General features: G+C 70.7%; 14 protein-coding genes. 10 read left to right on the top strand and 4 right to left on the bottom strand.

Going from position 1 to position 21,666, the window contains the following annotated elements:
* The first annotated feature begins 27 nt into the window (after positions 1–27).
* On the top strand, positions 28–1,047 hold the full coding sequence (locus AB0P08_RS03525; protein WP_363588082.1) for a glycosyltransferase family 4 protein: 1,020 nt from the start codon (positions 28–30) through the stop codon (positions 1,045–1,047).
* Positions 1,048–1,056: 9 nt separating this feature from the next.
* Here AB0P08_RS03525 and AB0P08_RS03520 read toward each other — a convergent pair whose 3' ends face one another.
* Positions 1,057–2,397: a phenylacetate--CoA ligase family protein gene (locus AB0P08_RS03520; RefSeq protein ID WP_187663188.1), complete on the bottom strand. Its 1,341-nt coding sequence runs from the start codon at positions 2,395–2,397 to the stop codon at positions 1,057–1,059.
* A gap of 43 nt (positions 2,398–2,440) precedes the next feature.
* Positions 2,441–4,438, bottom strand: a complete 1,998-nt coding sequence (locus AB0P08_RS03515) for a glycosyltransferase (RefSeq protein ID WP_363588080.1) — start codon at positions 4,436–4,438, stop codon at positions 2,441–2,443.
* Between the two features lie 187 nt (positions 4,439–4,625).
* Here AB0P08_RS03515 and AB0P08_RS03510 point away from each other — a divergent pair, with 187 nt between their 5' ends.
* The 9 genes from AB0P08_RS03510 to AB0P08_RS03470 all read left to right on the top strand — a co-directional run bounded on the left by AB0P08_RS03510 (position 4,626) and on the right by AB0P08_RS03470 (position 19,293).
* Positions 4,626–5,579, top strand: coding sequence for a glycosyltransferase family 2 protein (locus AB0P08_RS03510; RefSeq protein ID WP_363588078.1), 954 nt, complete (start codon positions 4,626–4,628; stop codon positions 5,577–5,579).
* Positions 5,570–6,289 carry a CDP-alcohol phosphatidyltransferase family protein gene (locus AB0P08_RS03505; protein WP_363588076.1) on the top strand — a complete coding sequence of 240 codons (720 nt, stop codon included), beginning with the start codon at positions 5,570–5,572 and terminating at the stop codon, positions 6,287–6,289. Before AB0P08_RS03510 ends, AB0P08_RS03505 begins: the two co-directional genes overlap by 10 nt.
* The gene (locus tag AB0P08_RS03500) at positions 6,286–6,903 is read left to right on the top strand and encodes an arsenate reductase/protein-tyrosine-phosphatase family protein (protein WP_187663190.1); all 618 of its coding nucleotides are present in this window, start codon (positions 6,286–6,288) and stop codon (positions 6,901–6,903) included. The genes AB0P08_RS03505 and AB0P08_RS03500 overlap by 4 nt, the downstream gene beginning before the upstream one ends.
* Before the next feature lie 196 nt (positions 6,904–7,099).
* A complete protein-coding gene (locus AB0P08_RS03495; protein ID WP_187663191.1) occupies positions 7,100–7,633 on the top strand; it encodes a DUF4352 domain-containing protein in 534 nt (177 codons plus the stop codon).
* Positions 7,634–7,708: 75 nt separating this feature from the next.
* A complete protein-coding gene (locus tag AB0P08_RS03490; protein ID WP_363588074.1) occupies positions 7,709–12,436 on the top strand; it encodes a PKD domain-containing protein in 4,728 nt (1,575 codons plus the stop codon).
* A gap of 11 nt (positions 12,437–12,447) precedes the next feature.
* Entirely contained in the window at positions 12,448–13,755 is a 1,308-nt protein-coding gene (locus tag AB0P08_RS03485) for a hypothetical protein (protein WP_187663192.1), read from the top strand.
* A 55-nt stretch (positions 13,756–13,810) separates the two neighbouring features.
* The gene (locus AB0P08_RS03480) at positions 13,811–15,163 is read left to right on the top strand and encodes a tyrosine-protein kinase domain-containing protein (RefSeq protein ID WP_187663193.1); all 1,353 of its coding nucleotides are present in this window, start codon (positions 13,811–13,813) and stop codon (positions 15,161–15,163) included.
* Positions 15,164–15,347: 184 nt separating this feature from the next.
* Positions 15,348–17,972, top strand: coding sequence for a right-handed parallel beta-helix repeat-containing protein (locus tag AB0P08_RS03475; protein ID WP_363588072.1), 2,625 nt, complete (start codon positions 15,348–15,350; stop codon positions 17,970–17,972).
* A gap of 10 nt (positions 17,973–17,982) precedes the next feature.
* The gene (locus AB0P08_RS03470; protein WP_363588070.1) at positions 17,983–19,293 is read left to right on the top strand and encodes an MATE family efflux transporter; all 1,311 of its coding nucleotides are present in this window, start codon (positions 17,983–17,985) and stop codon (positions 19,291–19,293) included.
* A gap of 45 nt (positions 19,294–19,338) precedes the next feature.
* Here the strand turns inward: AB0P08_RS03470 and AB0P08_RS03465 are convergent, their stop codons facing one another.
* Both AB0P08_RS03465 and AB0P08_RS03460 read right to left on the bottom strand, forming a co-directional pair.
* Entirely contained in the window at positions 19,339–20,475 is a 1,137-nt protein-coding gene (locus tag AB0P08_RS03465) for a glycosyltransferase (protein ID WP_363588068.1), read from the bottom strand.
* Positions 20,472–21,665 carry a DUF1972 domain-containing protein gene (locus AB0P08_RS03460; RefSeq protein ID WP_280564739.1) on the bottom strand — a complete coding sequence of 398 codons (1,194 nt, stop codon included), beginning with the start codon at positions 21,663–21,665 and terminating at the stop codon, positions 20,472–20,474. Before AB0P08_RS03460 ends, AB0P08_RS03465 begins: the two co-directional genes overlap by 4 nt.
* Between the last annotated feature and the right edge of the window lies 1 nt (position 21,666).

Genomic DNA, 21,666 nt, shown 5'->3' with positions numbered 1-21,666 from the left:
CCCGGGCCGAGGTCCATAGTGGGCCTCGTGGGATCCGAGGACAGCCCGGCGCTGTCCGTCACCTGGGCGCACCGTGCCGAGCAGTCGGCATCCGCCTGGGCGCGCGCACACGCCAGGGGAGAGGTTCCGAGCGTCTGGCCCTACGGGCTGGACGCTCTTCGCGACCACGCCGTCGTGGAGGTGGATGAGCTCCCCGACCCCGGCCGGATCGCACGGCTCCGCGCACGCGCCGGCGTCGGCCCGCGGCCCCGTGCCGGGTTCGCCATCGCGTGGGACGAGAACACCGCCTATCGTCTGCAGATCCTGCGGCCGCGGACGCGGTACGCCGCTGGCGTCATCTGGCTCACCGACATGGCGGCGGCCGGCGCTGCACCCGGTCGGCTGGTGGCGATGCTGCGGGCGGCCACGGCGCTCTGGGTGCTGAGCGAGGCACAGGTCGTGCCCCTGCAACGGCTCCTCGGGGCCGACGCGCCCCGCATCTTCGTCGTGCCGTTCGGGATCGACCACGAGTTCTTCGGCGCGCAGCCACCCGCCGCCCGACCCCGGATCGTCAGCGCCGGCAACGATCGCGACCGGGATCCCGCGACGCTGTACGCCGCGCTCGCCCTGGTCCTCGCTGCGCGCCCGGGAGTCGATGTCGTCGTGCAGTCGCCCTCCGCGCTGCCGCCTCCGGAGGGCGTCCGGCTCGTGCGTCGGCTGCCGCACACGGAGCTCCGCGATCTGTACGCGACGGCGAGCGTCGTGGTGACCGCGACCCGCCCCAACCTGCACGCATCAGGGATGACGGTGGCGCTGGAGGCTCTGGCCACGGCCCGCCCCGTGGTGGTCTCGGACACTCCTGGCATGCGCGATTACGTCAGCGCCCGCACCGGTGTCCTCGTCCCGCCGGAGGAGCCGGAGGTGCTGGCGGAAGCATTGCTCGGAATGCTGGACGATCCCGACCGCGCCGCCGAGCTGGGTCGGCAGGGCCGGATCGAGGTCGAGCGCCGCTTCACGACCGCGACGATGGTCAACGCCCTCGTCCGCGGTCTCCGAGCGGACGGCTGACGTCGACGCTCAGACCGAAGGGGGCACGTCGCTGATGATGTACTTCGTCTTGCCGCCCGTGTAGGGCAGGGAGTCGACGAAGTCGGTGCGCACCGGCACCTCGTTCGCGATCCGCTCCTGCAGTGCGGCGACCGCGCTCTCGATCTGACTCCGCGCCTCCGCGCCGTCACCCTCCACGACGCGGATGGTGATCGAGTGATCGGCGAGCTGGTGGATCTGGAAGAGACGCACGGCTTCCGGGTGTGCGGCGAACATCCCCATGAGGCGGTGCGCGAGCACGGTGCCGCTGGGGAGACGGATCATGTCCGTCGTCCGCCCCTGAGGCTGCTCCATGAGCGGGAGGGCACTGCCGCAGCGGCAGGGTTCCGATCGCAGGATGCCCTTGTCGCCGGTGCGATACCGGATCAGCGGGAAGACCCTGTTGCGCAGATCCGTGATGACGAGGTCACCCAGCTGGCCGGGGGCTGCGGGGGCCCCGTCCTCGTCCACCACCTCCACCCGGCGGACGTCGGCGAAGACGTGGAGGCCGTCGCGATGAGCGCATTCCCCGGCGATCCATCCGAATTCGGAACCGCGATACTCGTCGTGGACGGGAGCGCCGAAGACCGACTCGAGCCGTGCGCGGGCGGAGGCCGTGAGCGGCGCCGCCGTCGTCGCGATCGCCTTCGGGATGGGGACGCTCAGCTTCCGGCGCTCCAGGAAATCGGCGAACTCCAGCATCGCTCCGACGTACCCCTCGATCAGGCGCGGTCGCGTCGCGGTGAGTCGTCGATGGAACGCTTCCATCGTCTGCTCCGAGATCAGACCGGCGTCGAGGTAGACCTGAGTGGTGGGCCACCAGGCGAGGTCGTTCTTGATGGTCGCCAGCCGCCCGAAGTTCCAGCGACCGACCCGGGCGAGGTCGTCGTACGGCTCGATCCCCCACCAGGAGTACATCCTCCAGCTCAGGGCCAGCGCCGGCACCCTGGCGTCGTGGAGGGTGGCGAGGGGCTCTCCCGTGCTGCCGCCCGTCAGAGCAGGTCGCGCACTGGCTTCCGTCGCCTCGGGCGTGCGCATCTCCGCCGCGTGCTGCTTGACGGTCGCCCGGTCGAGGATCGGCAACGACGCCCAGGCTTCCGGATCGGTCAGGGAATCCGGACGGACGCCGAGCTCCCGGTAGCGGGCGCCGTAGAACGCGGAGGAGTCCATGGCGAACGCCGCGATGTCCCGAGCGAGCCTGTTCTGCATACCGGCGAACTCGGCCGGGGCCAAGCGCTCGTTCGAGAGGAGCTCACGGTGGAAGGCTCCCGCTCTCGCCCGTACGGTCGCGGCCTTGGCGCGGAAGAACGCGCCCTTCAGTGATGCGGACATGGATGGAGCCTCTCGTCATTGAGCGGGCGGGTGGGAGGGTGGGTCAGACGCGGTGGCGGCGCCGACGCTTGTGTGCGACGCCCTCGCGGAAGGCGTCCCGGTGGGCACGGCCGGCGTCCGCCCATTCGCGGCGGGAGAGGTCGGGTGCCCCGGTCAGCGTCGATGCCGCCCGCCAGGCCTCGACCACCGCTGCGGCGTCGAGGTCGCCGTCGTACAGGAGCACCCACTCGGCGCCCACTTCGCGCGCCAGCGCCTCATTCGCCTCGTTCCGCGGCACCAGCACGGGCCGTGCCATCGACAGGGCCGCGAGGACGCTGCCCGAGTTGTGCATGAAGCGGTAGGCCAGAACGATCAGCTCGGAGGAGGTGGCGAGCTGGACGAGCTCGGCATCGCTCAGGAAGTCGAGGTGCAGTTCGACGGCGGGGAGACCGGACGTCCGTTCACGGAGGTCGTCGCCGAGCTCGGGGGTGGAGGGGCGACCGCCGATCTTCAGGCTCAACGTCGGCTCGATCGTCACCGCCTCCGCATAGGCGTCGATGAACCCTTCGAGCCCTTTGTAACGACGCACCCCGCCGAACGATCCCAGCCGACCGGGCACACGCTCGGCGGAGGGGTACGCGGCATACCAGTCGCGGTAGTGACCGTGCAGGATGAGGCTGTGCGGCGTGCCCGGAGGGAGCGGCGTCGTCTCGTTGATGACGATCCGATAGTCGGTGTGCCGATCGATGGACCGCAGCAGCCACAAGCGTGGCGCGTTGTCATCGGGAAGCTCGATGTTGTGGACCGTCCGCACCACGGCGATACGTCGAGACAGGCGGTGCCTGGCGACGAGGGCCGCCGTGAGGAGGAACTTGCCGGTGGACTTCCACCAGGTCGATCCGTGGAGCTTGGCCTCGGGCCAGTGCCAGTGGAAGGCGTCGTAGCGGCCGAAGAGGGCGGTCTTCCACGAGAACCGGAGATGCTCCAGGCCCTCCGTCGTCCCCAGGGCCTCGTCGAGCATCTTGTTGTACGGATTCGTCGTGGGGCGCGGGGCGCCGAGGGACTGCATCACGCGGATGCTCGACGCGGATTCGGTCATCGTGTTGTCCTCCGAGGGGCGACGGTATTCGTCGTAGCGGCGGCCGAGAGCGGCGGCGATGGTGCCGCGGCCGCGGTGGATCAGGCGGGTGCCGCGGGCGTGATGGGCGATGTTCGAGGTCGCGGCGCCGAAGGCTCGACGTGCTGCACCGACGACGATCCGGGCGATCCCACCGATCAGGGAGCGCACCCGGAGCAGACCGCGGCGCAGCCTCCCTCGGGTGAGCTGCAGGTCGATGCGGGTACCGGCATTGGCCGAGCTGAACGCCCGCTGCGCCGCCCACGCGCGGCTGAGCCGCGCGGCGACGACGAGGTCCTCGGTCTCGGACCCGTTGCACCAGACGATGCGGCCGCCGCGACCGACGAGTTCGCGGGTGAAGAGCGTGTCCTCGCCGCCGCCGAGCCCGAGGGACGGGTCGAAGCGCACGCCGAAGCGGCGCACCGCTCGGAGGTCGAGCAGCAGGTTCCCCGCCGCGGCGACCGAGAGCACGGTCCCGGTCGGGCGGGGCGGACGACGGAACGTGCCGGATGCGAGCAGCCAGGGATCGACGTCGTCGTCGAACACGGAGATGACGCGGCCCATGACGGCATCCGCGTCGAACGCGCGCCACGTGGTGATCAGCGCCGAGAGCCAGCCGGCACGGGGGACCTCGTCGTCGTCGATGAAGGCGAGCAGGTCGCGGTCGGCGCACTCGTCCAGCAGCCGGTTCCGCGCGGCCACGATGCCCGGCGTCGGCTCGACGACGTATCGGACGGGCAGGGCGGCGTTCGCGGCCACCTCGCGCGCGGAGCCCGCGGCGTCGTTGTCGACGACCAGCACCTCCACGTCCACGCCGAGGTCCGCACACTCCGCGATCCGGTCAGGGAGTGCGCGCAGCAGCGCTGCCAGCAGCTCCGGCCGTCGGTAGGTGGGTACGCCGATCGTCACGGCGATCGCGTCGCCCGTCCCCGGTCCCCTCGTCATCCGCCTCATCCCCATGGCAGTCGTGCGCCTGTCTCCCCGCGCCGGCTCATCGTACCGTGAACGACGGGTGCGCCGAGCCGCCTCTGGCGTATAGTCGGTGTCCTGGGAGTCGACGCCGGTCGCGACTCTGGGGAATTCGACCGGCGACCCGAGCGGACCGTGTGGGCGGATCCGGGGGGAGGATCGCGTGTCAATCGTGCACGGACGGCTGGCCGTCGTCGTCGTGAACTACGCCTCGGCGCGGCTGCTCGAGCGCAACCTGGTGCTCGTGGAGCGCGAGGCTCGTGCCGTCGACGAGGAGGCCCTGGTGGTCGTCGTCGACAACTGGGCCGGTGCCGCGGAGCGCGAGGCCGCCGTCGCGGTCGCGGAGGCGCACGGATGGACCCTCATCACCCCCGAGACGAACAGCGGATTCGGCGGCGGCGTCAACATCGGGGTCGCGCGGGCGCTCGCCGACGGCGCGACCGACGTCCTCGTGATCAACCCGGACGCGCACATCGACCGTGTGTCTCTGGGGCGCCTGGCCGCGGTCACCTCGGCCTCGCGCACGACCCTCGCCTCGCCGGTGATCACCGACTCCGAGGGACGCACCTGGTTCGCCGGCATCGACCTCCTGCTCGACGACGGCACGATGCGGGCGCGTCGCAAGCGCCGGGCGGACGACGCGCGCCCCTACGAGCCGTGGCTGAGCGGTGCCTGCCTGTGGATCACCCGCGAGGTGTGGGCGCTCTCGGGCGGCTTCGACGACGAATACTTCCTCTACTGGGAGGACGTCGACTTCTCGCGCCGGGTGGTCTCGGCCGGCGGGACGCTCGTGCTCGTCGAGGAGGCGACGGCCGTGCACGACGAGGGCGGCACGCAGCGCGCCGAACCCCAGCTCGCGAGGGCGAAGTCGGAGGGCTACTACTTCTACAACATCCGCAACCGGATGCTGTACGCGGTCCGGCACCTCGACGACGAGGCCGTGCACCGCTGGCGCCGGTCGATACCCCGTACCGCCCGCGAGGTGATCCTCCGCGGCGGCCGCCGACAGCTGCTGCATTCCGCCGCTCCGCTGCGCGCCTACGTCCGCGGGGTGCGCGAGGCCAGACGGATCGCGCGCCTGTCCGGCACGGAATCGAAGGGAACGTCATGGTCGTAGACGCCTACCGTCAGCTCGCCAGGGCGCAGAAGGGCCATGCCCGCGGCGCCCCCGCCTACTCGGTCTACGTGAACCGCAGGCTCGGACGCGTGCTCGCCGCGCTGGCGTTCCGGCTCGGCCTCACGCCGAACCAGGTGTCGATCATCAGCGCCGTCCATTCGTTCGCCGCCATCGGCCTCATCGCCTTCGCCCCGGTCACGGTGCCGCTCGGGCTGCTCATCGCGCTCCTCCTCGTCCTCGGCTACGCGTGGGACTCCGCGGACGGTCAGGTCGCGCGGCTCCGCGGCGGCGGGAGCCCGCAGGGCGAGTGGCTGGACCACTTCATCGACACGCTCAAGATCGCGTCGCTGCACCTCGCGGTGCTGATCGGCCTGTACCGGGTCCTTCCGGAGTCGCCGGCGCTGCTGCTGATCCCGATCGTGTTCAGCATCGTCGCCTCGACCACGTTCTCGGGCATGCTCCTGAACGACCTCCTCAAGGGCAAGCACGCCGTCGCGTCCACCCATGAACGCGGCGGAGGCACCCTGCGACGCTCGCTCGTGCTGCTGCCGACCGACTTCGGGCTGGTCTGCCTCGTCTTCCTCCTCTGGGGCTGGACGCCGGGGTTCCTCGTCGCGTACAGCGCGCTCTGCGCCGCCGCGGTCCTGTTCCTCGCGCTCGCCGCGGTGAAGTGGTTCCGCGAGATCGGAAGGCTCGGTGACCCGGCATGACCGGCGGCTCGATCCTCATCGTGTGCGCGGCCAACGTCTGCCGGTCGCCGCTGGCCGAGCTGGAGCTGCGGCGCCGGCTCGGGGAGGGCTCCTCGCTCTCGGTGCGCAGCGCCGGCGTGCGCGCCAACGACGGAGACCCGATCTGCGCCGACGTCGCGTCGCGGCATGCCGACGAGGACTGGCGGGCACGGGCGCAGGCGCATCGAGCCCGCGAGGTCACCCCGGAGATGCTGGCCGCAGCCGACCTCGTGCTGACCGCCTCGCGCGATCTCCGAGGGGAGCTGGTGCGGGCGGCGCCGGAGCACCGCGACCGGATGTTCACGCTGCGTGAGGCCGCGCACCTCGGCGTCGGGTTCGCGCCCGGCGGCTCCGATGTCATCGCCGACTACGTCGCTCACCTCGACCGGGCACGGACGCGTGCGGTGCCACTCAGCGGCTCGCCGGGTCGCGGCGGCGGGCTGCGGCGTCTCCTTGGTCGTCGCTCCGTCGAGGACCCTGCCTCCATCGCGGATCGGCACGGGAGTCGGGGTCATGCCGGCACCCTCTCCGAGGTCGAGCAGGCCGTCGACGCGATCGGCGGGCAGCTCGGGAGACAGCGCCGACACTCCTCCTGACCGGAGGGTTGTGGTTTTCCACGGTCCGCACTACCATTAGCCGACGCCGTGTTCTGCATGGCTGGGGGGAAACCGGAGCCGAGGGGGCTCCGGCTGGGGATCTGGGTTCTGGGGAGCTGCAGTGTTCACTGTTTCAGCATGCCGTTCTGGGGACGGCTCATCACGCGCACGCCGTGCGCTTTTCATCGCGCCCGTCGTGGCGCTCGCGCTCGTGTTCGCCGGATGCACGGCGGCACCGGACACCGCGGCGTCGCCGGAGCCCGAGGGCACCAGCACGACCGACTGGACGCCGCCGGCCGATCCCGACGCTCAGGGGCCCACCGAGGCCCCCGCGCTGACCGAGGAGAGCGGTGCGCTGGACGCGGAGATCGCGCTGTCCACCGACATGGTCGTGACCGTCGACGACATCTCGACCACCGAGGTCACCCCCGAGACGCCGGGCGAGTATGCCGGCTCCGCCGTCGTGGTGACCGTGAAGGTCGCCAACGACTCGAAGCGGGCGCAGAGCATCGACTCCGCCGTCGTCAGCCTCGTCACGGACGACGGCGACGTCGGGGTGGCCACCACCGCGGGTCCGAACGAACCTCTCCATGGAGAGCTGGCCGCCGGCGACGAGGCCACGGGAACCTACGTCTTCATGCTCGACCCCACGAAGGGTCGCGCCGTGAAGATCAGCGTGAACTACGCCGCCGGCGAGCCGGTGGCGACCTTCGCGGGCGAGCTCTCCTGAGCCGTGGGCGCGACGACTTTCACCGCGTCTCGTACGTGACATTTTCGAAGAAGAAATCTGGGGCTGGGGAGCAACATGGGTAAGACATCCACTTCGAGGCGGGCGCTGAGCGCACTCGCGTCGGTCGTGACGGCGGCGCTGCTGATCACGGGCATGACCACGCTGGGGGCGACCGGGGCCGCGGCGGCGGATTCGCCGTCGACGCCGCCGCCGCTGCTGCAGCGGAACGACGACGTCGTGACGTCGGACCCGATTCCGACCGTGCAGATCGACAACGGCTACGTGTGGTCGCAGACCACGATCGGGTCGACCGTCTACGCGGTGGGCAAGTTCGACAACGCCAGGGCGCCGCTCGCCGTACCGGGGACCAGCCTCACCGCCCGGTCCAACGTCCTCGCATACGACATCAACACCGGTCAGCTGCTCTCGTTCGCACCGCAGGTGAACGGCGTGATCAAGGCCGTCGCCGCCTCGCCGGACGGCAGCCGCATCTACATCGGCGGCTCCTTCAACTCCGTCAACGGCCAGACGCGCTGGAACTTCGCCGCGCTGGACGCCGTGACCGGGCAGCTGGTGCCCGGGTTCTCGCCCTCGATCGGCGGCAGCGGCGTGTACGCCCTCGCCACCTCGGGCTCGAGCGTCTACGTCGGCGGTCTCTTCACGCAGGGCAACGCGACCCCGCGCAAGAACCTCGCGGCCTTCTCGGCGACGAACGGCGCGCTGCTCAGCTGGGCGCCGCAGACCGACCTCCAGGTCGACGCCATGGTGATGGACCCGGCGGGTCAGAACGTCATCGCGGCCGGCCGCTTCTCCCAGGTCAACGGCGACCTGACGATGCGCGGCACCGTCGCGCTCGACAAGACGACCGGCGCGGTGGACAGCGGATGGGCGCTGCCGCAGACGGTGAAGAACGGCTCGAACACGGGCGCGAACTCGGGCAAGGCGGGGATCTTCGGCCTCGCGGCCGACGCCAACGCCGTGTACGGCACCGGCTGGGTCTACGCGGATGCGGCCACCGGCAACCTGGAGGGCACCTTCGCGGCCGAGGCCGGAAGCGGTCAGGTCCGCTGGATCGCGGACTGCCTGGGCGACCACTACGGCGTCTACTCGACCGGCAAGACGGTGTACACCACCAGCCACACCCACGCCTGCAGCACCATGGGCATGCACCCCGAGCAGAACCCGCGCACGCACCGTTACTCGGAGGCGTACACCGCCGACGCCCGCGGTCTGCTGGGCAACCAGCCCGCCGCCGGAGGCACGTACAAGAACTGGGCCGGGACACCGGCGCCCTCGGCCTACGCCTGGACGCCGGACTGGGCCGTGGGCGTGACCACGGGCATGGGTCAGGCCGGACTCTCGATCACCGGTGCGGGGAACATGATCTCGATCGGCGGCGAGTTCCGCTCCGTGAACAACGGCCGCTTCGAGGGACTCGTGCGGTTCTCCACCAACCCGCCCGGCGGCGCGAAGGACGGCCCTCGGCTGTCGGGGGCGAACTGGACCGGCACGGCGCAGTCGTTCATCCCTGGACGCGCGCGGATCTCGATCCCCGCGAACTGGGACCGTGACGACCTCACGCTGACCTACGAACTGCGTCGGACCGGCACCGCCGCCCCGGTGGCCACCGCCACCGCCCGCGGCACCTGGTGGGACCGCCCCTCGGTGAACCTCGAGGACAAGACCGCAGCTCCCGGATCGACGCAGGAGTACACCGTCGTCGCGAAGGACAGCGCGGGCAACTCCGTATCCAGCCAGGCGATGAGCGTGACCATCGCGGCCGGTGCCGTGTCGAACTACGTCAACGCCGTCACGGCGGACGGCCCGCAGCTCTACTACCCGCTCGGCACCGCCGCGCAGGACTGGGCCGGGTCCAACACCCCCGTGTTCGGCACGGGTGTCACCGCCTCGACCTCCGGGGTGGAGAACACGGCGACGGGCGCCTCGACCTTCACCGGGACGAGCGCGGGACGCGTGGCCTCCGGGAGCAAGATCGCCGCGCCGTCCGAGTTCTCGACCGAGCTCTGGTTCAAGACCAACACCACCAGCGGCGGCAAGCTGATGGGCTACGGCGCCGCGGCGTCGGGTGAGTCGACCAGCTACGACCGTCATCTCTATATGACGAACAACGGGCGTCTCGTCTTCGGCACGTACAACGGCAGCACGCAGACCGTCCAGAACGACGCCGCGCTCAACGACAACGAGTGGCACCACGCCGTCGCGTCGCAGAGCGCGGAGGGGATGAAGCTCTACGTCGACGGCAAGCTCGTGTCGTCGCTCGCGGGGGCCACCACGGCGGAGAACTACACGGGATATTGGCGTATCGGCGGAGACAACCTCGCCGGATGGCCGTCCGAGCCGAGCTCCAAGTACTTCAAGGGGGCGCTGGATGAGGTCGCGGTCTACCCGTTCGCCCTCACGGCGACCCAGGTGAAGACGCACTACGGAATCGGCAAGGGCTTCCAGGCCCCGACCGCTGCCTTCACCGCCACGCCGACCGACCTCGCCGTCGCGTTCGACGCGGAGGCTTCGGCGCCCGCGGGCTCGGCGACGATCGCCGGCTATCGGTGGGACTTCGGCGATGACTCGGCGACGGCCACCGGCAAGACGACGAGCCACACGTACGAGGCGTCCGGCACCTACACGGTGGCGCTGACCGTCACGGACAGCAACGGACTCGCCACCACGGCGGAGAAGCAGGTCGTGGTGAAGGCACCGAACGTCCTGCCGACGGCGGCCTTCGAGACGACGGCGAACGGGCTGTCGGTCTCGGCCGATGCGTCCGCCTCGACGGACTCCGACGGCTCCCTCGCCTCCTACGCATGGAACTGGGGAGACGGCACCACTTCGACCGGTCAGGTCGCGACGCACGTCTACGCCACGCCGGGCACCCGCACGGTGACCCTGACGGTGACCGACGACCGCGGCGGGAGCGCGTCGACCACACGACAGGTCGAGGCGACGCATGCCGACCCGGTCGCCGCCTTCACCGCGACCGCGTCGGGGCTGAGCGTCAACGTCTCGGCAGCCGGATCGAGTGCGTCCGACGGCGCGACGCTGTCCTACTCGTGGAACTGGGGCGACGGGTCTCCCGCCGGTTCCGGGGCCACGGCAGGCCACACGTATGCCGCGGCCGGCGCGCATGACATCACCCTCACCGTGACCGACAGCCTCGGCGCGTCCAAGGCCGTCACGAAGACCGTGACCGTGACCGCGCAGGTCTTCGCCGCGTCCGACGCGTTCGGTCGTGTCGTATCCAGCGGTTGGGGCGCCGCCGACAAGGGCGGCACCTGGGCGCCGATGAGCGGCTCCGCCGCAGCGCTCTCCGTCGGCGACGGCGTGGGCAAGGTCAACCTGGCTCCCGGTGACACCAGGGAGATGCTGCTGCAGGGCACGTCCCTTCTCGACACGTCCGCGCGGATCACCTACACGCTCGCCTCCGGGCCCTCCTCCGGGGCGGCGTACGAAGGTCTGGGCGCACGGCGCTCCGGGTCCTCGGGCTACCGGGCTCTCGCCTGGCACCGTCCTGACGGCACCACCTGGCTCGTGATCCACCGCAACGGCACGGCGATCGCCAGCACCGCCGTCTCCGGTCTCTCCTGGAGCGCGGGCAGCTCGTTCTCGCTCCTGATGGAGACGACCGGGTCGTCCACCACGACCATCCGCGCCAAGCTGTGGGCGGCGGGGTCGGCGGAGCCCGCCAACTGGCAGCTCACCACGACGGACGCGACGCCGGCTCTGCAGGTCGCCGGTGCCCCGACGGTGTTCTCCTACCGGTCGGGCAGTGGCACCGGCACCAACCTCGCCAGCTTCGACGACTTCACGCTGAAGAACCTCGGCACGCCGGCGCCGGAGCCCGAGCCGCAGCCCGAACCGGAGCCCGTGAACGTCGCTCCCACCGCCGCGTTCTCCGCGACCGCGACGAACCTCACGGTCGCCGTGGACGGCAGCGCCTCGACCGACTCCGACGGCACGATCGCCTCGTACGCGTGGGACTTCGGCGACGGGACGACCGGCACCGGCGCGACCACCAGCCGCACCTACACCGCGGCGGGGACCTACACCGTCACCCTCACGGTGAAGGACGACAAGGGCGCCACGCACACCACCAGCAAGCCGGTGACCGTGACGGCGCCTCCCGTCGACCCGCAGCCCGAACCCGAACCCGAACCTGAGCCGCAGCCGGCTCCGGTGGCGGACGACGGCTTCGACCGCACCGCGGGGCCCGGCTGGGGCACCGCCACGGTCGGCGGGGCGTGGACGATCGCCGGCGGTTCGCAGGCGGCGGCGACCGTCGCCGACGGCCAGGCGAAGCTGAACCTCATCGCCGGCGACACCCGGCATGCGACGCTCAACACCACGTCCGTCGCCGATGCGGTGCTCGAGACGCAGTTCCGGGTCGATCAGGCCCCGGCTGCGGGTGGCGCCTACGTCGGCGTGATCGCGCGGCAGTCGGCGGCCGGGAAGTACTTCGTCCGCGCCTGGCTGCGTCCTGACGGCACGGTCTGGCTCGTCGTGCACCGCGAAGGGACCGTCCTGCGCACGCAGGCCGTGCCCGGACTGGTGTGGGCCGCGAACACCTCGTACAACCTCGAGGTGTCCGTGACGGGGACGACGTCGGCGACCCTCTCCGCCAAGTTCTGGCCGACGGAGACGACGAAGCCGGCAGCCTGGCAGATCACCACGACCGACGCGGCACCCCTGGGTGCGGGTGCGGTGGGACTGAGCGGCAACCGCTCCGGCAGCGCGACCGCGCCGCTCGGCGTGTCGTTCGATTCGTTCCGCGTCACCGCACCGCAGTAAGATCCTGACGCATGGCCACTGCTGTCCCGATCGCGCTCCTCGCCTTCGGTGGAATCGCGGCAGTGGCCATCGTCGTGTTCGCACTCCGGCTGCTCCCGCGTACCGCCTTCGTCGTGTGGGCGGTCGTGCTGTTCTTCGTGCCTCTCTGGGTAGGGGTGAACATCAGCTTCTACTGGGCGGCGATCACCCTGCTCACCGTCCTGCTGATCATCGTGAACTGGTCGGTCGTGCCGTTGCGGGCGGCCGATGCCTGGGTCGCCGCGTTCGTCCTCGTCGTCGTCGGGTTGTACGGGTTCGGCACGGTCGACCTCGCCTCCCTCGTGGCATCGCTTCTCGAGTGGGTGATCCCCTACATCTGGGGGCGCGTGGTGCTCGCTCGCGTGACGACCGAGTGGATCACCTCGACGATCGCGGTCGTGGCCATCGTGGCCGCCGCTCTCGCGGTCGTCGAGTTCCTCACCTCCTTCAACCCCTTCGTCCTCATTCCCGGATCCGGCGTGGTGTACGACACATGGAGCCCGCTGCAGGAGCGCGGCGGGGTGCTGCGTGCGGAGGGGGCGTGGGGGCACTCGATCGCGCTCGGCGCCGCGCTGGCGATGTCCTCCGCGTTCGTCGTGGCGACGCGATGGCGACTGTTCCCGAAGATCACCGGCATCGTGCTCATCGCCACCGCCACGGTCTTCACGTTCAGTCGGGCGGGCCTGCTCACACTGGTGTTGACACTCGTCCTGTCCACCTTCCTCATCGTCGGGGTATCGACGCGCTTCCGGGTGACGGTGGCCGTCGCCGGGGTGATCGGCACCGCGATCGTCATCCCCGTCATCGATTCCGTCTTCGGTGCCGCGGGGGACGAGGCCGGAGGCAGCGCCGACTACCGCACGGACCTGCTGGTCCTCCTGGAACAGGTGCAGCTGTTCGGGAACCCCGGCGACTGGCATTCCCTCGTCTCTGGCGACTACTACCTCGGATACTTCGCCCGGTCGGTGGACAACGCCCTCGTGCTCACGCTCCTCCGGTACGGGTACGTGCCGACCCTGCTCATCATGGCGGCCGTCGTCTGCGCGGCGCTGATGGCCGTGCGGCGCTCGACGCGGAGTCCCGCCGCCCTCGCCGTCGTCGGACAGCTCCCGAGTCTGGTCGTCGTCGCCCTCATCACGCAGTACAGCATGTTCCTGTGGTTCTGCGTCGGGCTCGCGGTGACCTGGGCGCGCGACGCAGGAACGCGATCCACCACCGCGGAAGAGGCCTTCCTGCGGGATCTCGGGACGGCGTCACCGCCGGCGACGACCGGACCCGCTCCACAGGTGCGGCAGACGTGAACGGGCCGTGCAGATGGCTCCTCTAGAATCGAGACCTCAGGGGGAATGGGGAGTCATGGCCGAGAGCCGGGTCAGCCTGCGTGTCATCGCGGGCTCGCTGCGCAAGTTCTGGTGGTTGATCGTGCTGTGCGGCGTCGTGGGCGCCGCGGGGTCGTACGGATACGCGTCGCTGCAGACGCCGTTGTTCCAGGCGACGACCTCGCTGTACTTCGCGCTGAACCAGGGCACGAGCGCCTCGGACCTCAACCAGGGCTCGGTGTACACCCAGAGCCAGATGCTGTCGTTCGCTCAGCTGGCGACGAGCTCGCGCGTGCTCGATCCGGTGATCGAGGAGCTCGAGCTCGACACGACGCCCCGCGCGCTCGCGAGGGACATCGAGGTGACCATCCCGCAGAGCACCGTCACCCTGCGGATCACCGGCATCACGGACGACCCGGAAGCTGCGGCCGAGCTCGCGAACGCCGTCGCCGAGCAGCTCATCACGGTCGTCAAGGACGTCGCTCCGAAGGATCCGCAGGGCGAGTCCACCATCACCGCCGAGGTCATCGACGACGCCGTCGTCCCCGAGTTCCAGTTCACTCCGAGCAAGCCCAGGGACGCGGCCCTCGGCGGTTTCCTCGGAGGCGTGCTCGGCCTTGCGGCCGCCGTGCTCATCGGTGTGCTGGACACCCGTGTCCGCAACGAGGAGGCGCTGACGCAGGCCGGCGGGGATCCCGTGCTCGGCGTCGTCTCCAAATCGCCGCTGCTGGAGGCGCGGGGAATCGCCGTCGCCCAGGAGCCGCTCGGCCACACCTCGGAGGAGTTCCGCCGCATCCGGTCGGCGCTCGCGTACGCGAACGTGTCGTCCCGCGTGAAGGTGCTGCTGGTGACCTCCGGTATGCCCGCCGAGGGCAAGTCGACCGTGTCGGTGAACCTCGCGATGACCCTCGCCGCGCTCCGTAATTCCGTCCTGCTCATCGACGCCGACATGCGCCGCCCGCGTGCCCACGAGCACGCCGGCATCGACGGTTCGGTCGGACTCACGAGCGTCCTGCTCGACGAGGTGGAGTTCGAGGTGGCCAAGCACCGCGTCGCGGACACCACCCTGGACATCCTCCCCGCCGGGACGATCCCGCCGAACCCCGCCGAGCTGCTCACGTCGGCGCGCATGGCTCAGCTTCTCGACTTCGCCGCGGCGGACTACGACTACGTCGTGATCGACTCGCCCCCGACGCTGAGCGTCGCGGACGCCAACCTCCTGGCCACCCAGACGGACGGTGTCATCCTCGTCGTCGACGCCACCAAGACGCGGCGGGCGGCACTGGCGAAGAGCATCAAATCGCTGGAATCGGGCGGCGCCCGCATCCTCGGCACGGTCCTCAACCGTGCGCGTCCGGACCGGCATCGCAGCGAGTACTACAGCGAGTGAGCGACCCGCCGTCCTCCCGGGGGAGGCGTGCAGCATATCGGCGGAAGGGCTCGAAACGTTTGCCATCGTCCAGACGGGCGGTTATTCTTCATGGGTTGCGAGGGGGGCTCGCACTTTGTCGCCGGGTTTGAAACTGCGGCGAAGCGTGGGTGATCGTGTATTCCACCCCAGAAACGGTGACATCGTGTCCTTTCCGTTCCCTGTTCGTCTCTCATCGCCAGCGGCGCCACGGCGTCGCCATCGCCTGCTCGCGGGTGCCCTGGGCGTCGCCGTCGCGCTCTCCGGAGTGCTGATCGCCGCGCCGGCCTCCGCGGCGGTCGCCGCCGCCTCGCCGTCGGCCCGACCGGCGGCAGCATCTGCGGGTCCCCTCCTCTCCGACCCGATGAACCGCACCGTCGCCTCCGGCTGGGGCGCCTCTCCCGTCGGGGCCTGGCGTGTCGTCGAGGGTGCGTCGAGCGTCGGGAACGGGCAGGCGATGCTCGCCAGCCGGAAGCCCGGGATCACGGCGCGGGCGACCGTGGCCGGGGTGACCGCGGCGGATGTGTCGAGCCGCTACACGGTGACGGTCCCTGCTCTCCCCGTCGGCGGTCCGCTCTACCTGGCCCAGGCCGTCCGCATCGTCGGCAAGGACTCCTACGGTGTGCGTCTCCGCGTGCACCCCGACGGCTCCGCCTACGTGTCCGTGGTCCGGATGACCGACCTCACCACTGTGCAGAACCTGAGCGAGCGACGACTCCCCTTCCCGGTGACGACGGGCATGTCGCTGCGCGTCGCCCTCGACGTGACCGGGACCAGCCCGGTGACGCTCGCGGCCAAGGCCTGGGCGGCAGATGGGGACGAGCCGTCCGCGTGGCAGGTGACGCACGCCGATTCCTCTGCCACGCGGATCACGGCCGCGGGTGGTTACGGCTTCGCGCTGTACACGTCCTCCGGAGCGAAGGCCGCCGTCCCGCTCGCGATCGACGACGTGCTCGCAGCCGCGCCCGCGCCGGTGGCGACTCCCACTCCGACGCCGACGCCGACGCCCGCCCCCGCGCCGAACCCGGCTCCTGCGCCGAACCCGGTTCCGGTTCCCCCGGTGACGCCGACCACCCCGGTGACACCCGCTCCACCTGCCACCCCGGCCGGTGTCCGCGGGAAGCCGGGCGCCGCCGCCCCGGGGTCGCTGTCGTACCCGGCACCCGCCACCGCGATCTACGCGGCGCCGGGCGGATCGGACGGCGCTGCCGGTACGAAGAACTCGCCGGTGCGCACGATCGCGGCCGCGCTGCGGCTGGTACCGAACGGCGGCACCATCGTGCTCCGCGGTGGCACCTACCACGAGGAGATCGTCGTGCCGCCGCAGAAGCGCGTCACGATCCAGCCCGCTCCGAACGAGGCGGTCTGGATGGACGGCGCGAAGACCGTCACCGGCTGGAAGCCCGCAGGCAAGACCTGGACGGTCGACGGCTGGGGGACCGCGCTCGACTCGAGCCCCACATACACGAAGGGAGCGCCCGACAACACCCAGCCGGAGTGGCGCTTCGTCGATCCCGCGCACCCGATGGCCGCGCATCCGGACCAGGTGTGGGTCGCGGGCGTGCAGCTGCGGGAGGTCGCCTCCGCCGCGCAGGTCGTCGCCGGGACCTTCTTCGTCGACGATCGGGCGAAGCGGCTCGTGATCGGCACCGACCCGACGGGCAAGCCCGTGGAGGCGAGCGTGCTCACCCAGGCGCTCTCGATCCGGTCCGCCGGATCCGAGGTGCGCGGCATCGGCATCCGCCGGTACGCCACCAGCGTGCCCCAGATGGGGACCGTCATCGCCGCAGCGAGCGACATCACGCTCGCCGACGTGACGATCCGCGACAACTCGACGACCGGCTTCTACTCCTGGGCGCCGAGGACGACGTTGACGCGCGTCTCGTTGATCGGCAACGGTCTCCTCGGTGGCGGCGCCTCCCAGGCCGACGGCTTGAAGGTGAAGCAGATGCTCTCCGTCGGGAACAACGCCGAGCGCTTCAACCACTCCCCGGTGTCCGGCGCGTTCAAGGTCACCCGGACGCGCGGAGTGACCGTCACCGACAGCGCGTTCACGGGTAACGCCGGTCGTGGTCCGTGGTTCGACGAATCGGTCATCGACATCGTCTTCACGGGTAACGACGTGATCGGCAACACCGGTCACGGTGTCATGGTCGAGCTCTCGGAGCGGGCGGTCGTCGCCGACAACATCATCGCCCGCAACGGCGACTTCGGGCTGTTCGTCCTGAACTCCGGCAACGTGAAGATCTGGAACAACACCTTCGTCGGCAACGCCAACCGGAACGTCAGCATCGGTCAGGACGGTCGCCGAGCCTCCGACCCGAACGCGGCGGGCCACGATCCGCGCACGCGCTTCGCACCGCTGGCGCCGTGGATCGTGCGCAACACCGTGATGTCCAACAACGTCATGGCGGAGAGCGCGGGCAACTGCCTGGTCTGCGTACAGGACTACTCGACCACCTTCACCGGTGCGCAGATGATGTCGAGCGTGAACGGCAACCTCTACCACCGCACCGCCCCCGGCACGCCCCGATGGTTCTCGGCCTGGTCGAAGGGATCCGTCTCGCGGGATCCGGCGGTGGCAGACACCCTCGCGGCGTTCACCGCGGCGACGGGTCAGGACCGCCGCTCGCAGTTCGTGCAGGGAGCCTCCGTGGTGTCCGCCACGTACGTGCTGGCCCCCGCGCAGGCGCAGCGGCAGGCCGCAGTGGCGGTCCCCGTGCCGGCGGATATCGCCTCGGTATCGCGACTCCCCGGCAACAGCGCGACGCTGGGAGCCCTGCCGCGGTGACGATCTAGGTATGGGTTCTCTTCTCGCTGTCGGCGCCCGCGCGCTGACGATGGTCATCGCGCTGGTCTGCGGCGTTCTCACGACGCGGATGATCATCGGAGACGCGGGCGTCGGCAGCTTCGCCCTCTACACGCTGCTCACGACGATCCCGTCGCTGCTGACCTTCACCGATCTCGGCAGCGGCGCCGTGCTCGTGAACGCCGTGGCCACGAGCGACGACGTGCGGACGGACGAGAAGCTCCGCTATCAGCTCACGTCGGTCGGCCGGGTGCTGCTGATGTTCGCGGCCTCCGCCATGGCGATCAACACCGTGCTCCTGGCCACCGGTGCCTGGGAGATCGTGTTCGGCGATGCCGGAGGAGAGCCGGGGGCGTCGCTGGCCGCCTTCTTCTGCGTGACGATCTTCTGTCTCGGTATCCCGCTGGGCATCTGGGCGCGGATCATGCTCGGGCAGCGCAAGAACCACATCGTGATCCTGCTGCAGGGCCTCATCTCGCCGCTCACGCTGGCCGGGGTGTGGATGCTGCTGACGTTCGGTGGCGAGAATCTGCATTCCTACGCGGCGATCGCGTCGTTCGCGGCCTCGCTGATCGTCTCGATCCTCGGCGTCCTCATCACCGCTCGGACCACGTCTCCGTTGATCCCCGAGGCTGCGCGCATGGTCCTGCGCCCGCGACGGTTCCCCGGCGTACGGGTGATGGACGTGGGATGGCCGATGCTGGCTCAGATGGTGACGTATCCGATCGCGGTGGGGTCGCAGCGGTACGTGATCGCCCAGCTCGGCGGTCCGACCGACGTCGCCGAGTACGGTGTGGCCGGGCAGGTCTTCTTCGCGCTCAACGGTCTGGTGATGGCCGGTGGGCTCGCGCTCTGGCCGCATTTCGCTCGCATGCGACACCAGGGCGATCTCCGCCGCGGACCGTTCCTGCTCTCCGGACTGTTCGCCGTGGCCGTCGCCCTCGCGACGGTGGTGGTGTGGCTCGTCGGGCCGTGGCTGTTCGGGTTCATCACGCAGGGAGAGCTGGAGGTCCGGCCGACCACGATCTTCGCGTTCGGCCTCATGATCATGCTCACGGCGGCCGTCTACCCGCTCGGGATGTTCATCATGGACAAGCCCGGGATCCGATTCCAGGTGATCCCCACCCTCAGCATGGCCGCGGTCGGGGGCACCCTGGCGTTCGTCCTCACACCGATCCTCGGCATCGCCGGTCCGCTCCTCGGTGTCGCCTTCGCGCTCCTGGTCTGTCAGCTGATCCCGTTCTCGATCTACATCGTGCGTCATCGGGCGCGGCTCACAGCCGAGGCCGCCGTCTCGGCGTGAGCCCAGGTCGCGCGCGCCCGGCGCCGTGCGGATCCCGGCGGGTCGTCAGTCGAGGACGCCGGCGGTGACGCCGGCGCGGTAGACCGCAGGTGCGTGCCGGCGCAGGGCTTCGTCGCGGCTCTCGGCCACACTGCCCACGAGGTCGTCCCACCGTGCGTACACGTCGTCGAGTGCGGCGGCGATCGCCGGAGCATCGTCCGGTGCGACCAGCTGCGCCGTGGCGTAGCCGCCCGCGGCCTCGCGCAGACCGCTGCTGTCGCTCGCGATGACGGGGCGGAGCCCCAGAACGCCCTCGACGGCGGTGTTCCCGAACGGCTCGTCCACCCGGGAGGGCACGACCAGCACGTCGGCTTCCGCGAGGAACGGCCAGATGTCGGCGTGGAATCCCGCGAAGGTGACGGAGACCCCGGTCTCTGCGGCACGGGCGCGCAGTTCGCGCTCGTACCATTCGTATCCCTCGAAGACCGCCCCGAGGAGCGTGACCTCGACGGGCCGCCCCTCCGCCTGCACTGCCGCCGCGGCGTCGATGACGAGGTCGGGACCCTTCCGAGGCGAGAGCCGCCCGACGTACAGCACGCGGAGGGCGCCGTCGATCCGGGGCCGCGGCGGCGCGGGGTGCGGGGGCGACGCGACGCCGTTGGCGACGATCCGGGTGCGGTCGGCGAGAGCGGGCAGCGCGTGCCGGATGGTGTCGAGGCTGAAGCGGCTGTTCACGAGGGTGCGGACCGAGGCGAGGTGCGGCATGTAGAGCAGGCGGTTCACCAGCGTGCTCCCGGAGGCCTCCGCCTCGTGCACGTGACTGACCGCGCGAGTGCCGCGGAGTCGGGCCACGAGGGGCCATTGCGGAATGATGATGGTCGACACGTAGACGGCGTCGGGGCGCACGCGTCCGATCAGACGCCATGCGGCGCCGAGGCCCCGGAACATGTCGCGGAACAGGCGGGGCAGACCGCGCGGGGTGAGCAGCACCTTGCGCAGGACGAGCATCGGCAGGATGACGACCTCTGCTCCGGCGGCGCGCAGCGGCGGGACGAGCAGACCCGAGCTCGGAAGGGCGACCACCACACGGGCGCCCGCCTCCACGAGACCGGTCGCGCTCTCGAGGAGCATGCGGTCCGACCCGAACATCTCGGCACCGGGATGCACGAGAAGGACGGTCTTGCGCTTCACGCCGGTGGTCATCGTGTCGCGTCCGCGGGGGCGGGGGCCCAGTCGGCGCTCCGTCGGCGCGCACGCCGGGCGGACGCGTGGACGCTGGAGCCTTCGGACAGACGGCGGGCGAGGTCTTCGTACTCGTCCGCGACGTCGTCCCAGCGGAAGCGCGTGCGGGCGATCTCCTGCACCGCGGCTGCATGCGCGTCGCGGGTCGTGGGGTCGGCTTCGGCGGCCGCGACGTGGGTCGCGACGTCATCCGCGTCGGCGAAGAACCAGCCGTTGCCGCCGAGGACCTCCCGGTTGAAGGGCACCTCGTAGCCGATCACCGCGGTGCCCGCACCCATGGCGCGCAGGAGCGACGGGTTGGTGCCACCGACGGAGTGGCCGTGCAGGTAGGTGGCGGCGTGGGCGTAGAGCCCGTCGAGGAGCTCCTGGTCGTAGACGCCGCCCACGAGGCGGATCCGCTCGTCGCCCTCGGCGGCGTTCCGTATCTCCTGGATGTATCCGGCGGCGTACGGCGCGGAGCCGACGACCACGAGCGGCAGTCGCGCGGCGCTGGCGCGGTATCCGCGGACGATCTCGAGCACGTGGTTCTCCGGCTCGAACCGAGCGACGACGAGGTGGTAGCCGTTCGGAGTGAGGTCCATCTCGGCCAGGCGGTGCGTCGGCGGCTGATCGAGGATCGGCGCGCCGTATCGGATGAGCTCCGTGGGCACGTCGAACTGGTGGCGGTAGTAGTCGGAGATGCCGGGGGCGTCGGCGATGAGCGCGTCCGCGGTGCGGACGCCGAACTGCTCGGCCCAGCGATAGTACGCCTTGCCGCGGGGACCCCACTTCGACCGGCGCCACTCCAGACCGTCCATGTGCAGGGCGACGGGCGCCCGGCGCAGCCGGAGCAGCGGGAGGAACGGCGAGTTCGCGGCGTTGAAGACGAAGGTCGCGTCGGGGCGGCGGTGGAAGAGCAGATGCAGGGCCGACAGCCCGGTGTGGCTGAGGGTCTCGATCTGCTTCACCGGGACCGCGGGGAGGTGCACCACGCGCATGCCGAGGTACTCCTTCTCGCGGTGCTCGGAGCCGCGGGTGTACACGACGACGTCGTGGCCACGGTCGGCGAGCCGTCGCCCCACCTCTTCGATGGCCGTCTCGAATCCGCCGTAGGCCGCAGGCACGCCGCGGGTCCCCACCATCGCGATCGTGAGGGGTGTCGTAGTGCTCATC

Source organism: Microbacterium meiriae, assembly GCF_040686935.1.
Classification (GTDB): Bacteria; Actinomycetota; Actinomycetes; order Actinomycetales; family Microbacteriaceae; genus Microbacterium; species Microbacterium meiriae.
Note: the sequence above shows the minus strand (reverse complement) of the source record. Positions and strands in the feature narration are given on the sequence as shown.